The organism is Bifidobacterium thermacidophilum subsp. thermacidophilum DSM 15837, from assembly GCF_000426425.1.
Classification (GTDB): Bacteria; Actinomycetota; Actinomycetes; order Actinomycetales; family Bifidobacteriaceae; genus Bifidobacterium; species Bifidobacterium thermacidophilum.
Genome location: NZ_AUFI01000006.1, coordinates 194,366 through 208,885 on the forward strand (window position 1 = coordinate 194,366; position 14,520 = coordinate 208,885).

Genomic DNA, 14,520 nt, shown 5'->3' on the forward strand with positions numbered 1-14,520 from the left:
GCACACGATATGGTCACATGTTGGGGTATTTGCCGCATTGTCGAGCGAAACTCACAGAATCGAACAAAAACCGTTCAGTTAATACCATGAGATGCTCGCCGATTCTCATGAAACGCTCAACACCACGCAAGTATGAGAACGTACCGGTTATCCGCTACATTGTGATGAAGGTCACAGATTCCGGTGACGAGCCGCCGACAGGCGGCGACCCCTTTTGCAGTACAGGCTCGAGGAGGACCAATTGGCAGAAGCAAAGAAAACAGAGGCTACCAAGCCAAGCCCCGAAGAGAAGCTGATCGCGGCTCAGACCGAGGTCGACGAGCTGGTCAAGAAGGCCCAGGTTGCCCTGAAGGAGTTTGAGAAGCTTGATCAGAAGCAGGTCGATCACATCGTCGCGAAGGCTTCCGTCGCAGCGCTGAACAAGCATCTGCAGCTGGCGAAGATGGCTGTGGACGAGACCGGCCGTGGTCTTGTGGAAGACAAGGCGACCAAGAATATCTTCGCGTGCGAGCACGTTACCCACTATTTGGCGGGGCAGAAGACCGTCGGCATCATCCGTTCCGACGATGTCCTCGGTATTGATGAAATCGCCGAGCCGGTCGGTGTGGTCGCGGGTGTAACCCCGGTCACCAACCCGACTTCGACCGCGATCTTCAAGTCCTTGATTGCGCTTAAGACCCGGTGCCCGATCGTATTCGGCTTCCATCCGTTCGCGCAGAAGTGCTCGGTCGCGGCCGCCAAGATCGTGCGCGACGCGGCCATCGCCGCAGGTGCACCTGAGAACTGTATCCAGTGGATTGAGCATCCGTCCATCGAGGCGACCGGTGCCCTTATGCGCCACGACGGCGTCGCCACGATTCTCGCGACCGGCGGCCCGGGCATGGTCAAGGCCGCGTACACCTCCGGCAAGCCGGCACTCGGCGTCGGCCCGGGCAATGCTCCGGCGTACGTCGATGCCGATGTCGATGTCGAGCGTGCAGCCAACGACCTCATCCTCTCCAAGCATTTCGATTACGGCATGATCTGCGCCACTGAGCAGGCGATCATTGCCCATAAGGACGTCTACGACCCGCTGGTCAAGGAACTCAAGCGTCGTAAGGCCTACTTCGTGAACCCCGACGAGAAGGCCAAGCTTGAGCAGTACATGTTCGGCTGCACCGCCTACTCGGGCGGCTCCCCGAAGCTCAACTCCGTCGTGCCGGGCAAGTCCCCGCAGTACATCGCACATGAGGCTGGCTTCGAAGTGCCCGCCGACGTGACCATCCTTGCCGCCGAATGCAAGGAAGTCGGCGAGATGGATCCGCTTACCCTCGAAAAGCTCTGCCCGGTGCAGGCCGTGCTCAAGGCCGACAACAAGGAGCAGGCTTTCGAGATGTGCGAAGAGATGCTCAAGCATGGCGCCGGCCACACCGCCGCCATCCACACCAACAACCAGGATCTGGCCCGTGAATTCGGCCTGCGCATGCACGCCTGCCGTATCATCTGGAACTCCCCGAGCTCGCTCGGCGGTATCGGCGATATCTACAACTCCATCGCCCCGTCCCTGACCCTGGGCTGCGGCTCCTACGGCGGCAACTCGGTGTCCGGCAACGTCCAGGCCGTCAACCTCATCAACATCAAGCGCATCGCACGGAGGAACAACAACATGCAGTGGTTCAAGGTGCCGCCGAAGACCTATTTCGAGCCGAACGCGATCCGGTATCTGCGCGACATGTACAACCTCAACCGCGCGGTCATCGTGTGCGACAAGGTCATGGAGCAGCTCGGCGTGGTCGACAAGATCATCGACCAGCTGCGTGCCCGCCAGAACCGCGTCACCTTCCGCATCATCGACTACGTCGAGCCGGAACCGTCGGTCGAGACCGTCGAGCGCGGCGCCTCCATGATGCGTGACGAGTTCAAGCCCGACACCATTATCGCCGTTGGCGGTGGCTCCGCGATGGACGCCGCGAAGGTCATGTGGCTCATGTACGAGCACCCGGAGATCGCCTTCTCCGATGTGCGCGAGAAGTTCTTCGATATCCGTAAGCGCGCGTTCAAGATCCCGCCGCTCGGCGAGAAGGCCAAGCTCGTGTGCATCCCGACCTCTTCCGGCACCGGTTCGGAGGTCACTCCGTACGCCGTCATCACCGACCACAAGACCGGCTACAAGTACCCGATCACCGATTACGCGCTGACCCCGTCCGTGGCTATCGTCGACCCGGTGCTCGCCCGCACCCAGCCGCGTCGCCTGGCCTGCGATTCCGGCATGGACGCCCTGACCCACGCAATCGAGGCCTACGTGTCTGTGTACTCTAACGACTTCACCGACGCCATGGCGCTGCACGCCATCAAGATCATCTGGGACAACCTGTCCGAGTCCGTCAACGGTGAAGCCGGCCTTGAGAAGACCGCTGCGCAGGAGCATATGCACAACGCCGCCACCATGGCCGGCATGGCCTTCGGCTCCGGCTTCCTCGGCATGTGCCACAGCATGGCGCACACCATCGGTGCGCTGTGCCACGTGGTCCACGGCCACACGAACGCCATCCTGCTGCCGTATGTCATCCGCTACAACGGCCAGGTCCCGTCCGAACCGACCAGCTGGCCGAAGTACAACAAGTACGTGGCCCCGCAGCGCTACCAGGAAATCGCACGTCTGATTGGCATCGATCCGGGCAAGACCCCTGAGGAAGGTGTGGAGAACCTCGCCCGCGCTATCCAGGATTACCGCGACAACAAGCTCGGTATGGACGCCAGCTTCAAGGCCTGCGGTGTTGACGAGGATACGTACTGGTCGCTTATCGACCGCATCGGCATGCGCGCCTATGAGGACCAGTGCACGCCGGCGAACCCGCGTATCCCGCTCATCGAGGATATGGAAGACATCGCCATCGCCGCATACTACGGCGTCTCCCAGGCTGAGGGCCACAAGATGCGCGTCGATCGTCTCGGTGTCGCAGCCACCGAAGAGGCTTCCGAGCGCGTGAAGTGATGTCCCGCGGGGCAGATTCCCGCCCGGCATTGATTGTCTGAATCCAACCATTGCGCCGTCGTACCCAATCGGGTATGGCGGCGCAACTCATTTCGGGGGCCATGGCTGGCTGCGGCCGGCCGGCATCAGCATCTGCTGGCATCAGCTTCTGTCGGAATCTGTCGGAGATGATATGGGTGACACGGCATCGCTTGTCGTACCATCACCCTTGCGTAATCGCGTGTTATCATACCTGCTTGTGACAGCCATTGAACAACCGACAGCTTCCCGTCGCCGTACGAAACGTGGCAATTATGCCCCCAGCCGCGCCAGACGTGAACAGATAGCCTCAGCCGTACTGCAGATTGTCGACCAATCCGGGTATGGCGACGTGACTGTCATCCGGATTTCCACGGAAACCGGGATACCGCAGTCGAGCGTCCTCTATCATTTCCCCACGAAAGACCACCTGCTGGTCGGCGCGATGGAATACGCCGATTCGCTTGACGGCAAAGAGTACAACCTGGAAAGCGCATGGCCCGAGCTGAGCGAGGACATGCTCGACAAGCTCATCAGGATGAGGCTTTCGCGACGCAACCGGCTGTTGCTCATGGCCTACCTTCGCGGGTTGGCCACGCAGCCGGACAATCCGGCGAGCAAGTACCTGGCGGCCAAGGATATGCGCACCGTCGATCATTGGACGAAACTGTGCGCGCAGTTGCAGCATCAAGGCGTGATGCACCAAGCCTTGGACGCCAAACGCACCGCGATGCAGATTCTTGCGCTCTGGCAGGGTTTGGTGCAGGCGTATCTGCGTGACGATTCCTTTGATGCCGACACGATGCATGATCTGTTCATGGATGGCATGCGCCATCTGACGTGCAGGAACTGGCAGGAGTTCCTCACCTATCTTTCGCGTCCGGACGTCGGTATCTAGACTCGCCCCCGAACTTTATGACAGCAGCCGGTATGAGAAATCGTGGATCTGGCGGAACACCGCCTCGCTTTCTTCGAGCCACGACATGCAGACGCTGTAGACATGGCCGAGCGGTTTGCCGGGCCGTGCTTTCACGTCGTGGAGTTCGAACTCCTGGTGCGCACGTGATAGCTCCGTCGCAAGTGCCAGGCTTTCATACTCGATGAAATCGTCGCTGCTGGTCGCCAGATACATGGGCGGTATCACGCTGTTGCGGACCAAGTTGGTGCTGAAGCGGTAGTCGGGGTCGACCTGCGACAGCCGCTTGAAGAAGTGGGGACCGATAACCGACACGACGTCGTCGGGGCGTTCGTTGCGCGATTGTGCGTCCGTGGCTCCCGGCGTGAACGGCGAAAGATCGAAGACTCCCGAAACCGCAGCGACACCACGGATGTGCAGACCCGATGGGGTGACGCCGTATGCTGCGGCCGTTGCGGGGTCGCTTTGCAAGGCAGCCTGATAGAAGGCGAGTGCACCGCCGGCGGAATCGCCGGTGAGGAACACGTGATTAAGGTCGATTGGGTAGGCATCTCCATGCCTGGCAATCCAGGCGAGGCCTGCGGTGATATCGCGCAACTGCCCGAGGAAATCGGTCTGCGGCGCGGGGCGGTAGTTGAGCGAAAACACCGCGAAACCGTGTTGTGCGAGCGTTACGTTGAAATTGCGGTTGAGTTCCTTATACCCGTATACGAATCCGCCGCCGTGGATATCGACGTAGACAGGCAGCGTGCGGCCTTGGCGGATAACGGCGTCATGGGGTAGATACAAATCGAGCAGATGCCCGCGGATCCCGTCGTCGAGATAGGGGATGTCGGTAATCATATCGATGTCATCGGGCACTGACCAGTACCGTGAGCGTGGCAGATCGCTTCTTGCAAACGCGAGGCGGGTGTCGCGGATGGCCTGCACAGCGTGCTCGTCGTATCCGCAATCGGCGAGGTCGGCGTCGAATTCGGTCCAGCTCGCGGAACGCGGATTGCCGAAATCAAACTGTGGGGTGGCGCCGAGCGCCGACTCATATCTCAGATGTGCCATATCTTCCTCGATTCTCCAACGCCGTCGTCGTTGTGCGGTGGTGCGTAGCCGTATGGCCCAGTCTAGTCTTTTGTTAGGCGGACAGGCGGATTGCGCGTTGCGCCACACCGTGGTGGCGGGCGGCAGCTTGCTGTCCTATACTCGGGTGGGCTCTTGTGACGGATGAGATGAGTGGTGTCAGCGCCCGGGGCGGAGTCCCGGAAGTGCGACACGCCGCAGAAATCTTATACATGGCACGTGCTTTAATAATCAAGTTGCCTGTTTTAGGCTCGCATATTGGAATCAAAAAAGCGAGCGCGGCGTCGGCGGCTCCGAGTGGGTCGCTGTCTGGCTGCGCACTGATGTGGTTACGACCGGGGTGTTATGCCTTGGGTCAAGCTCGCCGGTGCCCTGCGACAGGCTGGTAAACAGTAAACGAATCGCTAGAAAGGGCGGACGGCAATGGCGGGACAGAAAATCCGCATCAGGCTTAAGTCCTATGACCATGAGGTCATCGACCAATCGGCGAAGAAAATCGTCGAGACGGTGACGAACGCGGGTGCCACTGTGGTGGGCCCGGTTCCTCTGCCGACCGAGAAGAACGTATTCTGTGTTATCCGTTCTCCTCACAAGTACAAGGATTCTCGCGAGCATTTCGAGATGCGTACTCATAAGCGTCTCATCGACATCGTGGATCCGACCCCGAAGGCCGTGGACTCCCTGATGCACATTGATTTGCCTGCGGATGTCAACATCGAGATCAAGCTGTAAGGGAGGAGGGAACCGCTATGTCACAGAACAAGAATCGCACTGCACTGCTCGGCCGCAAGCTCGGCATGTCGCAGGTCTGGGATGAGAACGGCTTCTTCGTTCCCGTCACCCTGGTCGACGTGTCCACCAACGTGGTCACCGCAGTCAAGACCAAGGAAGCCGACGGCTACAAGGCTGTCCAGCTCGGTTACGGCCAGATCGATCCGACGAAGGTGACCAAGCCGCTCGCTGGTCATTTCGCCAAGGCCGGTGTCACCCCGCGTCGTCACCTCGCTGAGGTGCGCACGGAGAACGCCGAGGAGTACAAGCCCGGTCAGGAACTGACCGCCGAGCTGTTCTCCGAAGGTACGCTGGTGGACGTCACCGGCACCACCAAGGGCAAGGGCTTCGCCGGTACCATCAAGCGCTGGGGCTTCAAGTCCTATCGTCGTACTCACGGCTCTCATAAGAACGAGCGTCGCCCCGGTTCAGTCGGTGCATGCGCTACTCCGAGCCGTATTTTCAAGGGCAAGCGCATGGCCGGCCGTATGGGTCATGAGACCAACACCGTGCTGAGCCTTACCATCGTCTCCTCCGATGTCGAGAACGGCATCCTCGCCATTAAGGGCGCCATCCCGGGGCCCAAGGGCGGCATCGTTCTCGTCCGTTCGGCAGTGAAGGGAGCCTGAAACCATGGCAAACGTTACTCTGAACGTCACTGACGTCAAGGGACAGGCCGCTGGCACCGTCGAGGCGCCGGCTGAAATCTTCGGCATTTCGGCTGAAGACGTCCACGCCCACATCCCGCTGATCCACCAGGTGGTCATCGCACAGCTCGCCGCTGCCCGTCAGGGCACCCATGCGGTGAAGAACCGTGCGAAGGTCTCCGGCGGCGGCAAGAAGCCGTGGAAGCAGAAGGGCACCGGCCGTGCACGCCAGGGCTCCATCCGCGCTCCGCAGTGGTACCACGGTGGCGTTGCCCACGGGCCGGTTCCGCGTGACTACAGCCAGCGCACCCCGAAGAAGATGAAGGCTGCAGCTCTGCGCTACATCCTCTCCGATCGCGCCAACGCCGGTCACATCGGTGTCATCGATTTCGGTGGCATTGAGACCCCGTCCACGAAGACCGCTGTTACCGCGCTGAACGCCGTGAGCTCCAACGAGTTCACCACCGTGGTGTTCTCCCGCGACAACATCAACGAGTGGCTGTCGGTGCGCAACATCCCGACCGTGCACCCGATCTTCGCGGATCAGCTCAACACGTACGACGTGGTCACCGCCAAGTATGTCGTCTTCTCGAAGGAAGGCTTCGACGCCTTCGTTGCAGCGAAGACGAAGTCGGCCACGAAGGAGGCCTGATCCACATGGTCGCTATTCACAAGCCAGCACACGACGTCATCCTTAAGCCTGTTGTCTCTGAGAAGAGCTACGCCGAGTCCGATCGCGGCCGCTACACCTTCGTTGTGGCGCCGAACGCGAACAAGGTGCAGATCAAGCAGGCCATCGAAGAGATCTTCAATGTCAAGGTGACGAATGTCAACACCCTCAACCGCGCGGGCAAGCGCAAGCGCACCCGTACCGGTTTCGGTCAGCGTGTCAATCAGAAGCGCGCGATCGTGACCGTGGCCGAGGGCCAGACGATCGACATCTTCGGTAACTGAAGGCTAGCCGAGAAAGTCAAAGGAAGAACTACATTATGGCTATCCGCGTTTATAAGCCGACGACTGCAGGCCGTCGCAACGCGTCTGTGTCGGATTTCTCCGACGTCACGCGCTCCACGCCTGAAAAGTCGCTGGTTCGCAAGCTCACCAAGACCGGCGGTCGTAACTCTTATGGCCGTATGACCTCCCGCCATCGTGGCGGCGGTCACAAGCGTCAGTACCGTCTCATCGACTTCAAGCGTTGGGACAAGGACGGCGTGCCGGCGAAGGTCGCTCACATCGAGTACGACCCGAACCGTTCGGCCCGCATCGCACTGCTGCACTATGCAGATGGTGAGAAGCGCTACATCATCGCTCCGGAAGGCGTCAAGCAGGGCGACATCATTGAGACCGGCGAACAGGCCGATATCAAGCCCGGCAACAACCTGCCGCTGCGCAACATCCCGACCGGTACCATCGTGCACGCTATCGAGCTCCGCCCGCTGGGCGGCGCGAAGATTGCGCGTTCCGCTGGCGCTGCCGTTCAGCTCGTCGCTAAGGATGGCGCTTACGCCCAGCTGCGTATGCCGTCCGGCGAAATCCGCAACGTCGACGCTCGCTGCCGCGCGACCGTCGGTGAGGTCGGCAACGCCGATCACGCCAACGTCCAGCTCGGTAAGGCAGGTCGCGCCCGCTGGATGGGCAAGCGCCCGATCACTCGTGGTGAGTCCATGAACCCGGTCGACCACCCGCACGGCGGTCGTACTCGTGGTGGCAAGCCGCCAGTGTCTCCGTGGGGCAAGGGCGAAGTTCGTACTCGCCGTCCGAAGAAGGCTTCGAACAAGATGATTGTTCGTCGTCGTCCGAATGGTAAGAACCGCAAGTAAGGGAGTGTCGAGTAGATGACTCGTAGCATCAAGAAGGGCCCATTCGTCGACGCCCACTTGCAGAAGAAAGTCGACGAGCAGAACGAGAAGGGCACACACAACGTCATCAAGACGTGGTCGCGCCGTTCGATGATCACCCCGGACTTCATCGGCCACACCTTCGCCGTCCATGACGGCCGCAAGCATGTGCCGGTGTTCGTCACCGAGGCAATGGTTGGCCACAAGCTCGGCGAGTTCGCCCCGACCAAGACCTTCAAGGGTCATGTGAAGGACGACAAGAAGGCACGCCGCTAAAGAGGAGACAAGACACATGGAAGCTAAAGCAATCGCTCGTCACGTCCGCGTGACGCCGCGCAAGGCTCGCCGCATGGTCGACCTCATCCGAGGCAAGCGTGCGACCGACGCCATTACCATTCTCAAGTTCGCTCCTCAGTCCGCCGCACTGCCCGTGCGCAAGACTCTGGAGAGCGCTATCGCCAACGCTCGCGTGAAGGCCGACAAGGCCGGCGAGCCGTTCCGCGAGAACGACCTGTTCATCAAGGAGACCTATGTGGACGAAGGCGTGACGCTCAAGCGTTTCCGCGCTCGTGCCCAGGGCCGTGCCGCTCGCATCAACAAGCGAACCAGCCACATCACGGTCGTTGTCGCTAGCAAGGAAGGAGCCCGCTAAAGATGGGTCAGAAGATCAATCCCTTTGGCTATCGCCTGGGTATCACTGAGAACCATCGTTCCAAGTGGTTCTCCGATTCCAACAAGGTTGGCGAGCGTTACCGTGACTTCGTGCTGGAGGATGACAAGATCCGCAAGGCGCTGAGCAAGGATCTCGAGCGTGCGGGCGTGTCCCGTATCGTCATCGAGCGTACCCGTGACCGTGTGCGTGTGGACATCCACACCGCCCGCCCGGGCATCGTGATCGGCCGCCGTGGTGCTGAGGCTGAGCGCGTTCGCGCCAAGCTCGAGAAGCTCACCGGCAAGCAGGTCCAGCTCAACATCTTCGAAGTGAAGAACGCAGCTCTTGACGCTCAGCTCGTTGCCCAGAGCATCGCTGAGCAGCTGACCAACCGCGTCACTTTCCGTCGTGCCATGCGCAAGGCGGAGCAGGACGCGATGCGTGCCGGCGCCAAGGGTATTCGTATCAAGCTCTCCGGCCGTCTCGGCGGTGCGGAAATGAGCCGTTCCGAGTTCTATCGCGAGGGTCGCGTTCCGCTGCAGACTCTCCGCGCCCTCATCGATTACGGCTTCTTCGAAGCCCGCACCACTTACGGCCGTATCGGCGTGAAGGTGTGGATCTACAAGGGCGATATGACTGAGACTCAGTTCGAAGAGCAGCAGGCTCAGCAGAACAACAGCCGTCCAGGTCGTCGTGGCGATCGTCGCCCGCGCCGTGGCGGTCAGCGTTCCGCTCAGACCAAGCCTGCGACCGAAGCCGCTCAGGCGGCCCCGGCTGCAGCCGAAGCTGAGGCTCCTGCCGCAACGGAAACGAAGGAGTGAGCTGGAATGCTTATCCCAAAGAGAGTTAAATACCGCAAGCAGCATCGCCCGGACCGTCATGGTATGTCCAAGGGCGGCAACGAGATCGCTTTCGGCGATTATGGCATCCAGGCGCTTGCCCCGGCTTATGTGACGAACCGTCAGATCGAAGCCGCACGTATCGCCATGACCCGCTACATCAAGCGTGGTGGCCGCGTGTGGATCACGATCTTCCCGGATCGCCCGCTGACCAAGCACCCGCTCGGCGCCCGAATGGGTTCCGGTAAGGGCGCGCCTGAGTTCTGGATCGCCGATATCCACCCCGGTCGAGTCATGTTCGAGATCGGTGGTGTCTCGGAGGATGTCGCTCACGAGGCTCTGCGCCGCGCTATCGACAAGCTCCCCATGAAGTGCCGTATTATCGCGCGTGAAGGCGGTGACATCTGATGCCAGTCGGAACTGCAGACTATTCCATCAAGAATCTCAACGAGAAGACCAATGCGGAAATCGAGGGCTTCCTCAAGAAGTCCAAGGAAGAGCTGTTCAACCTGCGCTTCCAGCACGCAACCGGCCAGCTCGAAAACACCGCCCGTCTCAAGGCCGTCAAGCGCGACATCGCCCGGATGTACACCGTCCTGCGCGAGCGCGAACTCGGTATCACCGAGGAGCCTGAGGCTGTGGATACGAAAGCTGAGGAGAAGTAAGCATGGCTGAAAAGCAAGAGCGTAACTTCCGTAAGGTTCGTCGCGGTTACGTCGTGTCCGAAGCTATGGACAAGACGATTACCGTCGAGCTCGAGCAGCGTTCGACCCACCCGCTGTACGGCAAGGTCGTCCGCTCCACCCGCAAGGTCAAGGCCCATGATGAACACAACGAAGCCCACGTTGGCGACCTCGTGAGTATTATGGAGACTCGGCCTCTGAGCAAGACCAAGCGTTGGCGTCTCGATAGCATTATCGAGCGCGCCAAGTAACAAGTTCGGCAAGGCTCCGCGATCACCCGCAAGGGTGCTCGGGGAGAACCAGCTCGGCTAAGGAGAATCAATGATTCAGCAGGAAACGCGGCTTCATGTCGCCGACAACACGGGTGCCAAGGAGATCTTGGCCATCCGAGTGCTCGGCGGATCGAAGCGACGCTATGCCGGCATCGGCGACGTGATCGTCGCCACCGTCAAGGACGCCATTCCTGGCGGGTCGGTCAAGAAGGGCGACGTGGTGAAGGCCGTTGTCGTCCGCACCGTCAAGGAACACCGCCGCGCGGATGGTTCCTACATCAAGTTCGACGAGAACGCCGCTGTGCTCCTCGGCTCTGGCCAGGAACCCAAGGGCACTCGTATCTTCGGACCGGTCGGTCGTGAGCTGCGCGACAAGCGCTTCATGAAGATCGTGTCCCTCGCTCCGGAGGTGATCTGAATGGTAGCCAAGATCAAGAGCGGCGACCAGGTCAAGGTCATCCGCGGCAAGGATCGCGGCAAGGAAGGCAAGGTCTTGCGTGTGCTGCCCAACGATCGACTGATCGTTGAGGGTGTGCAGATCGTCAAGAAGCATGTCCGCGCCACCCAGCAGGGCCAGCAGTCCGGCATTGTTCCGGTCGAGGCCCCGATCCATCGCTCCAACGTGATGCTGATCGACCCGGAGACCAAGCAGCCGACCCGCGTTGGCGTGGTCGTTAAGCAGGAGGCTCGTGACGGCAAGGTGAAGACCGTGCGCGTGCGTGTCGCCAAGAAGTCCGGAAAGGAGCTGGCATGACCGATACCACAGTCGAAGCGCCGGCAACTCCGCGCTTGAAGCAGAAGTACTTCGACCAGATTGTGCCTGAGCTCGAGAAGGAATTCAAGTATTCCAACCCGATGCAGGTCGCTCGTCTGCAGAAGGTCGTCGTCTCCATGGGTGTCGGTGCCGCTGCCCGCGACTCCAAGCTCATCGAAGGTGCTGTGAAGGACCTGACGGCCATCACCGGTCAGAAGCCGAAGATCACTCACGCGAAGAAGTCCGTCGCGCAGTTCCATCTGCGTGAGGGCCAGGCCATCGGTGCTTACGTTACGCTCCGCGGCGACCGCATGTGGGAGTTCCTCGACCGCCTTCTGACGCTGGCTCTGCCGCGTATCCGCGATTTCCGCGGCATCGATGGCAACCAGTTCGACGGTCAGGGCAACTACAACTTCGGTCTCACTGAGCAGTCCATGTTCCACGAGATCGATCCTGATTCCATTGACCACGTCCGTGGTATGGACATCACCGTGGTGACGAACACCAAGGACGACAAGGAAGCCCGCGTGCTGCTCAAGCACCTCGGTTTCCCCTTCAAGGAGAACTGAAATGGCAAAAACCGCTCTGAAGAACAAGGCGGCCGCCAAGCCGAAGTTCAAGGTGCGCGCCTACACGCGTTGCCAGGTTTGTGGTCGTCCCCACTCCGTGTACCGCAAGTTCGGCCTGTGCCGCATCTGCCTTCGCGAGAAGGCTCACCGTGGCGAGCTGCCCGGAGTTACGAAGTCCAGTTGGTAAACATCGACGCTGAAGGTCCGCGGCCCGATCGGGTGCATAGCACCCGTGAGGGCGGCGGAAACCACGGCGAGAAAGGGCGTTAGCCCACATGACAATGACAGATCCGATCGCAGACATGCTCACGCGTCTGCGTAATGCGAGCGCGGCAAAGCACCAGACCGTGGATATGCCGTACTCCAAGTTCAAGGCGAACATCGCCGAGATCCTCAAGCGTGAAGGCTACATCGCCGATTTCACGGCGAAGGAAGCCAAGGTCGGCCAGACCCTCGAAATCACGCTGAAGTATGGTCCTCACGGCGAGCGTTCCATCCAGGGCATCAAGCGTATTTCGAAGCCGGGCATGCGTCGCTATGCGAAGTCCGACTCCTTGCCGATGCCGCTCGGCGGCCTCGGTGTCGCCATCATCTCGACGAGCTCGGGATTGCTGACCCAGAAGGAATGCCTCGACCGGGGCATCGGCGGCGAAATCGTCGCTTACGTTTGGTGAGAAAGGAGAGCTGAAACATGGCATCGCATATTGGTAAGCTCCCCGTCACCATCCCGGATGGCGTGGAAGTCAAGATTGAAGGTCAGACCTTCTCCACCAAGGGCCCGAAGGGCTCTGATTCCTTCGTGATTCCGGAAGGCATCACCGGCAAGGTCGAAGGCAACGAAATCATCCTGACCCCGGCCGACGATCTGCGTCCGACCCGTGCCAAGCACGGTCTGGCCCGTTCGATCATCGCGTCCATGGTCAAGGGCGTGCACGAGGGCTACACCAAGACTCTCGACATCGTCGGCACTGGTTACCGCGCGCAGCTCAAGGGCAAGAGCATCGAGTTCTCCCTTGGCTACTCGCACACCATCACCGTCGATCCGCCTGAAGGCATCGAGTTCGAACTGCCGAACGCCAACCAGGTGATCGTCAAGGGCTCCGACAAGCAGGCCGTTGGCCAGGCTGCCGCGAACATCCGCAAGCTTCGTGCTCCAGAACCCTACAAGGGCAAGGGCATCAAGTACAGCGACGAGCACATCCTGCGCAAGGCTGGAAAGGCTGGTAAGTGATATGAGCGTCAAGATTTTCGGCAAGGGCAAGAAGTTCTCCCGTCTTCGTCGTCACGCCCGCCTGCGCAAGCGCATTTTCGGTACCCCGGAGCGTCCGCGCCTGGTGGTCACCCGTTCCAACCGTCACATGGTCGCCCAGATTGTGGACGATACCAAGGGCATCACCTTGGCAAGCGCTTCCACTATGTCCCACGATTTCGATGGGTTCCAAGGCAACAAGACCGAAGCGGCCAAGAAGGTCGGTGAACTTGTCGCTCAGCGCGCCAAGGACGCCGGTATCACCAAGGTCGTGTTCGACCGCGGTGGCTACAAGTACCATGGTCGCGTCGCAGCTGTTGCTGATGGCGCCCGCGAGGGAGGTCTGGCACTGTGAGCGATAACGAGAAGGAAACCCAAGTGGCTGAAGAAACTCAGAACACTCAGGCTGCTGCAGAGAAAAACGACGAGCGCAAGTCCCGTCGTGGCCAGCGCGGTGAAGGCCGTCGCGGTGAGCGTCGCAACCGTCGTGAAGAGAATCACGGCGACGAGCTGCTCGATCGCGTGGTCACCATCAACCGCGTGTCCAAGACCCACAAGGGTGGTCGTACCTTCAGCTTCGCCGCCCTCGTGGTAGTCGGTGACGGCAAGGGCACTGTGGGTGTCGGCTATGGCAAGTCCCGTGAGGTCCCGGCGGCTATCGCCAAGGGCCAGCTGGACGCCAAGAAGCACATGTTCACCGTTCCGCGCGTCAAGGGCACCATCACCCACCCGGTGATTGGTCATGACGCCGCTGGCACCGTGATGCTTCGCCCGGCCGCCCCCGGTACCGGCGTTATCGCCGGCGGTGCTGTCCGCGCCGTCATGGAGTGCGCTGGCATCTCCGACATCCTCACCAAGTCCATGGGCTCCGCAACCGCGGTGAACGTGGTCCGTGCAACCGTGGCTGCTCTCAAGCAGCTCGAAGAGCCGGAAGAGATCGCGGCGCGCCGTGGCCTCTCGCTCGAAGAGGTTGCTCCGGATGCTCTGCTGCGCGCTCGCGCCGAGGGCATCGCTGAGGCCCGCAAGGCCCGTGAGGAAGCCCAGGCTAAGGCAGCCGCTGAAACGAAGGATGGTGAGTGATGGCTAATCTGAAGATCACCCTGATCCACGGTGTGGTGAACACCACCCCACGCCAGCGTGCTACGGTGCAGACCCTGGGTCTGCACAAGATCGGCCAGAGCGTCGTCCGTGAGGACACCGCCGCCAACCGTGGCCTGGTCAACGCTGTGCGCCACCTGGTCACCGTCGAGGAGGCTGACTGATT

At 60.7% G+C, this 14,520-nt stretch carries 23 protein-coding genes; 22 read left to right on the plus strand and 1 reads right to left on the minus strand.

The features are described from left to right. Positions 1 to 241 precede the first annotated feature (241 nt). Both adhE and K315_RS09835 read left to right on the plus strand, forming a co-directional pair. Positions 242 to 2,974, plus strand: coding sequence for a bifunctional acetaldehyde-CoA/alcohol dehydrogenase (adhE, locus tag K315_RS0101190; protein ID WP_029575827.1), 2,733 nt, complete (start codon positions 242 to 244; stop codon positions 2,972 to 2,974). Between the two features lie 370 nt (positions 2,975 to 3,344). Then, entirely contained in the window at positions 3,345 to 3,890 is a 546-nt protein-coding gene (locus tag K315_RS09835; protein ID WP_162142807.1) for a TetR/AcrR family transcriptional regulator, read from the plus strand. Between the two features lie 15 nt (positions 3,891 to 3,905). On the opposite strand, the gene K315_RS0101200 is transcribed toward K315_RS09835, so the two are convergent. Beyond that, positions 3,906 to 4,964, minus strand: a complete 1,059-nt coding sequence (locus tag K315_RS0101200; RefSeq protein ID WP_029575829.1) for an alpha/beta hydrolase — start codon at positions 4,962 to 4,964, stop codon at positions 3,906 to 3,908. Positions 4,965 to 5,405: 441 nt separating this feature from the next. On the opposite strand from K315_RS0101200, the gene rpsJ reads away from it, so the two are divergent. From rpsJ to rpmD, 20 genes are all read left to right on the plus strand, one after another. Continuing rightward, the gene (rpsJ, locus tag K315_RS0101205) at positions 5,406 to 5,714 is read left to right on the plus strand and encodes a 30S ribosomal protein S10 (RefSeq protein WP_003827292.1); all 309 of its coding nucleotides are present in this window, start codon (positions 5,406 to 5,408) and stop codon (positions 5,712 to 5,714) included. A 17-nt stretch (positions 5,715 to 5,731) separates the two neighbouring features. Further along, positions 5,732 to 6,382: a 50S ribosomal protein L3 gene (gene rplC / locus K315_RS0101210; RefSeq protein ID WP_029575830.1), complete on the plus strand. Its 651-nt coding sequence runs from the start codon at positions 5,732 to 5,734 to the stop codon at positions 6,380 to 6,382. Positions 6,383 to 6,386: 4 nt separating this feature from the next. Beyond that, positions 6,387 to 7,052, plus strand: coding sequence for a 50S ribosomal protein L4 (gene rplD, locus K315_RS0101215; RefSeq protein ID WP_029575831.1), 666 nt, complete (start codon positions 6,387 to 6,389; stop codon positions 7,050 to 7,052). Between the two features lie 5 nt (positions 7,053 to 7,057). Then, on the plus strand, positions 7,058 to 7,354 hold the full coding sequence (gene rplW / locus K315_RS0101220; RefSeq protein WP_029575832.1) for a 50S ribosomal protein L23: 297 nt from the start codon (positions 7,058 to 7,060) through the stop codon (positions 7,352 to 7,354). A gap of 35 nt (positions 7,355 to 7,389) precedes the next feature. After that, complete coding sequence (gene rplB / locus K315_RS0101225; RefSeq protein WP_015450969.1) at positions 7,390 to 8,220, plus strand: 50S ribosomal protein L2; 831 nt, start codon at positions 7,390 to 7,392, stop codon at positions 8,218 to 8,220. Positions 8,221 to 8,235: 15 nt separating this feature from the next. Further along, a complete protein-coding gene (gene rpsS / locus K315_RS0101230) occupies positions 8,236 to 8,514 on the plus strand; it encodes a 30S ribosomal protein S19 (protein ID WP_015450968.1) in 279 nt (92 codons plus the stop codon). 16 nt (positions 8,515 to 8,530) lie between these two features. Further along, positions 8,531 to 8,890, plus strand: a complete 360-nt coding sequence (gene rplV / locus K315_RS0101235; protein WP_015450967.1) for a 50S ribosomal protein L22 — start codon at positions 8,531 to 8,533, stop codon at positions 8,888 to 8,890. Between the two features lie 2 nt (positions 8,891 to 8,892). After that, positions 8,893 to 9,711 (plus strand): 30S ribosomal protein S3, encoded by an 819-nt coding sequence (gene rpsC / locus K315_RS0101240; protein WP_015450966.1) that lies wholly within the window; start codon positions 8,893 to 8,895, stop codon positions 9,709 to 9,711. Between the two features lie 6 nt (positions 9,712 to 9,717). Continuing rightward, the gene (gene rplP, locus K315_RS0101245; RefSeq protein ID WP_015450965.1) at positions 9,718 to 10,137 is read left to right on the plus strand and encodes a 50S ribosomal protein L16; all 420 of its coding nucleotides are present in this window, start codon (positions 9,718 to 9,720) and stop codon (positions 10,135 to 10,137) included. Beyond that, positions 10,137 to 10,394, plus strand: coding sequence for a 50S ribosomal protein L29 (rpmC, locus tag K315_RS0101250; RefSeq protein WP_029575833.1), 258 nt, complete (start codon positions 10,137 to 10,139; stop codon positions 10,392 to 10,394). Before rplP ends, rpmC begins: the two co-directional genes overlap by 1 nt. A gap of 2 nt (positions 10,395 to 10,396) precedes the next feature. Continuing rightward, positions 10,397 to 10,663, plus strand: a complete 267-nt coding sequence (gene rpsQ, locus K315_RS0101255) for a 30S ribosomal protein S17 (RefSeq protein ID WP_015450963.1) — start codon at positions 10,397 to 10,399, stop codon at positions 10,661 to 10,663. A 70-nt stretch (positions 10,664 to 10,733) separates the two neighbouring features. Further along, on the plus strand, positions 10,734 to 11,102 hold the full coding sequence (rplN, locus tag K315_RS0101260; protein ID WP_015450962.1) for a 50S ribosomal protein L14: 369 nt from the start codon (positions 10,734 to 10,736) through the stop codon (positions 11,100 to 11,102). Continuing rightward, positions 11,103 to 11,438, plus strand: coding sequence for a 50S ribosomal protein L24 (gene rplX, locus K315_RS0101265; protein ID WP_015450961.1), 336 nt, complete (start codon positions 11,103 to 11,105; stop codon positions 11,436 to 11,438). It begins immediately after the preceding gene. After that, positions 11,435 to 12,007 carry a 50S ribosomal protein L5 gene (gene rplE / locus K315_RS0101270; protein WP_015450960.1) on the plus strand — a complete coding sequence of 191 codons (573 nt, stop codon included), beginning with the start codon at positions 11,435 to 11,437 and terminating at the stop codon, positions 12,005 to 12,007. The genes rplX and rplE overlap by 4 nt, the downstream gene beginning before the upstream one ends. 1 nt (position 12,008) lies before the next feature. Continuing rightward, positions 12,009 to 12,194 (plus strand): type Z 30S ribosomal protein S14, encoded by a 186-nt coding sequence (locus K315_RS0101275; RefSeq protein ID WP_003808046.1) that lies wholly within the window; start codon positions 12,009 to 12,011, stop codon positions 12,192 to 12,194. Positions 12,195 to 12,282: 88 nt separating this feature from the next. Continuing rightward, positions 12,283 to 12,681 carry a 30S ribosomal protein S8 gene (gene rpsH / locus K315_RS0101280; RefSeq protein ID WP_015450959.1) on the plus strand — a complete coding sequence of 133 codons (399 nt, stop codon included), beginning with the start codon at positions 12,283 to 12,285 and terminating at the stop codon, positions 12,679 to 12,681. Between the two features lie 17 nt (positions 12,682 to 12,698). Continuing rightward, positions 12,699 to 13,238, plus strand: coding sequence for a 50S ribosomal protein L6 (gene rplF / locus K315_RS0101285; RefSeq protein WP_029575834.1), 540 nt, complete (start codon positions 12,699 to 12,701; stop codon positions 13,236 to 13,238). 1 nt (position 13,239) lies between these two features. Further along, positions 13,240 to 13,611 carry a 50S ribosomal protein L18 gene (gene rplR / locus K315_RS0101290; protein ID WP_029575835.1) on the plus strand — a complete coding sequence of 124 codons (372 nt, stop codon included), beginning with the start codon at positions 13,240 to 13,242 and terminating at the stop codon, positions 13,609 to 13,611. Next, positions 13,608 to 14,336 carry a 30S ribosomal protein S5 gene (gene rpsE / locus K315_RS0101295; protein WP_044085688.1) on the plus strand — a complete coding sequence of 243 codons (729 nt, stop codon included), beginning with the start codon at positions 13,608 to 13,610 and terminating at the stop codon, positions 14,334 to 14,336. Before rplR ends, rpsE begins: the two co-directional genes overlap by 4 nt. After that, a complete protein-coding gene (gene rpmD, locus K315_RS0101300; RefSeq protein ID WP_015450955.1) occupies positions 14,336 to 14,518 on the plus strand; it encodes a 50S ribosomal protein L30 in 183 nt (60 codons plus the stop codon). The genes rpsE and rpmD overlap by 1 nt, the downstream gene beginning before the upstream one ends. The last annotated feature ends 2 nt before the right edge of the window (positions 14,519 to 14,520 follow it).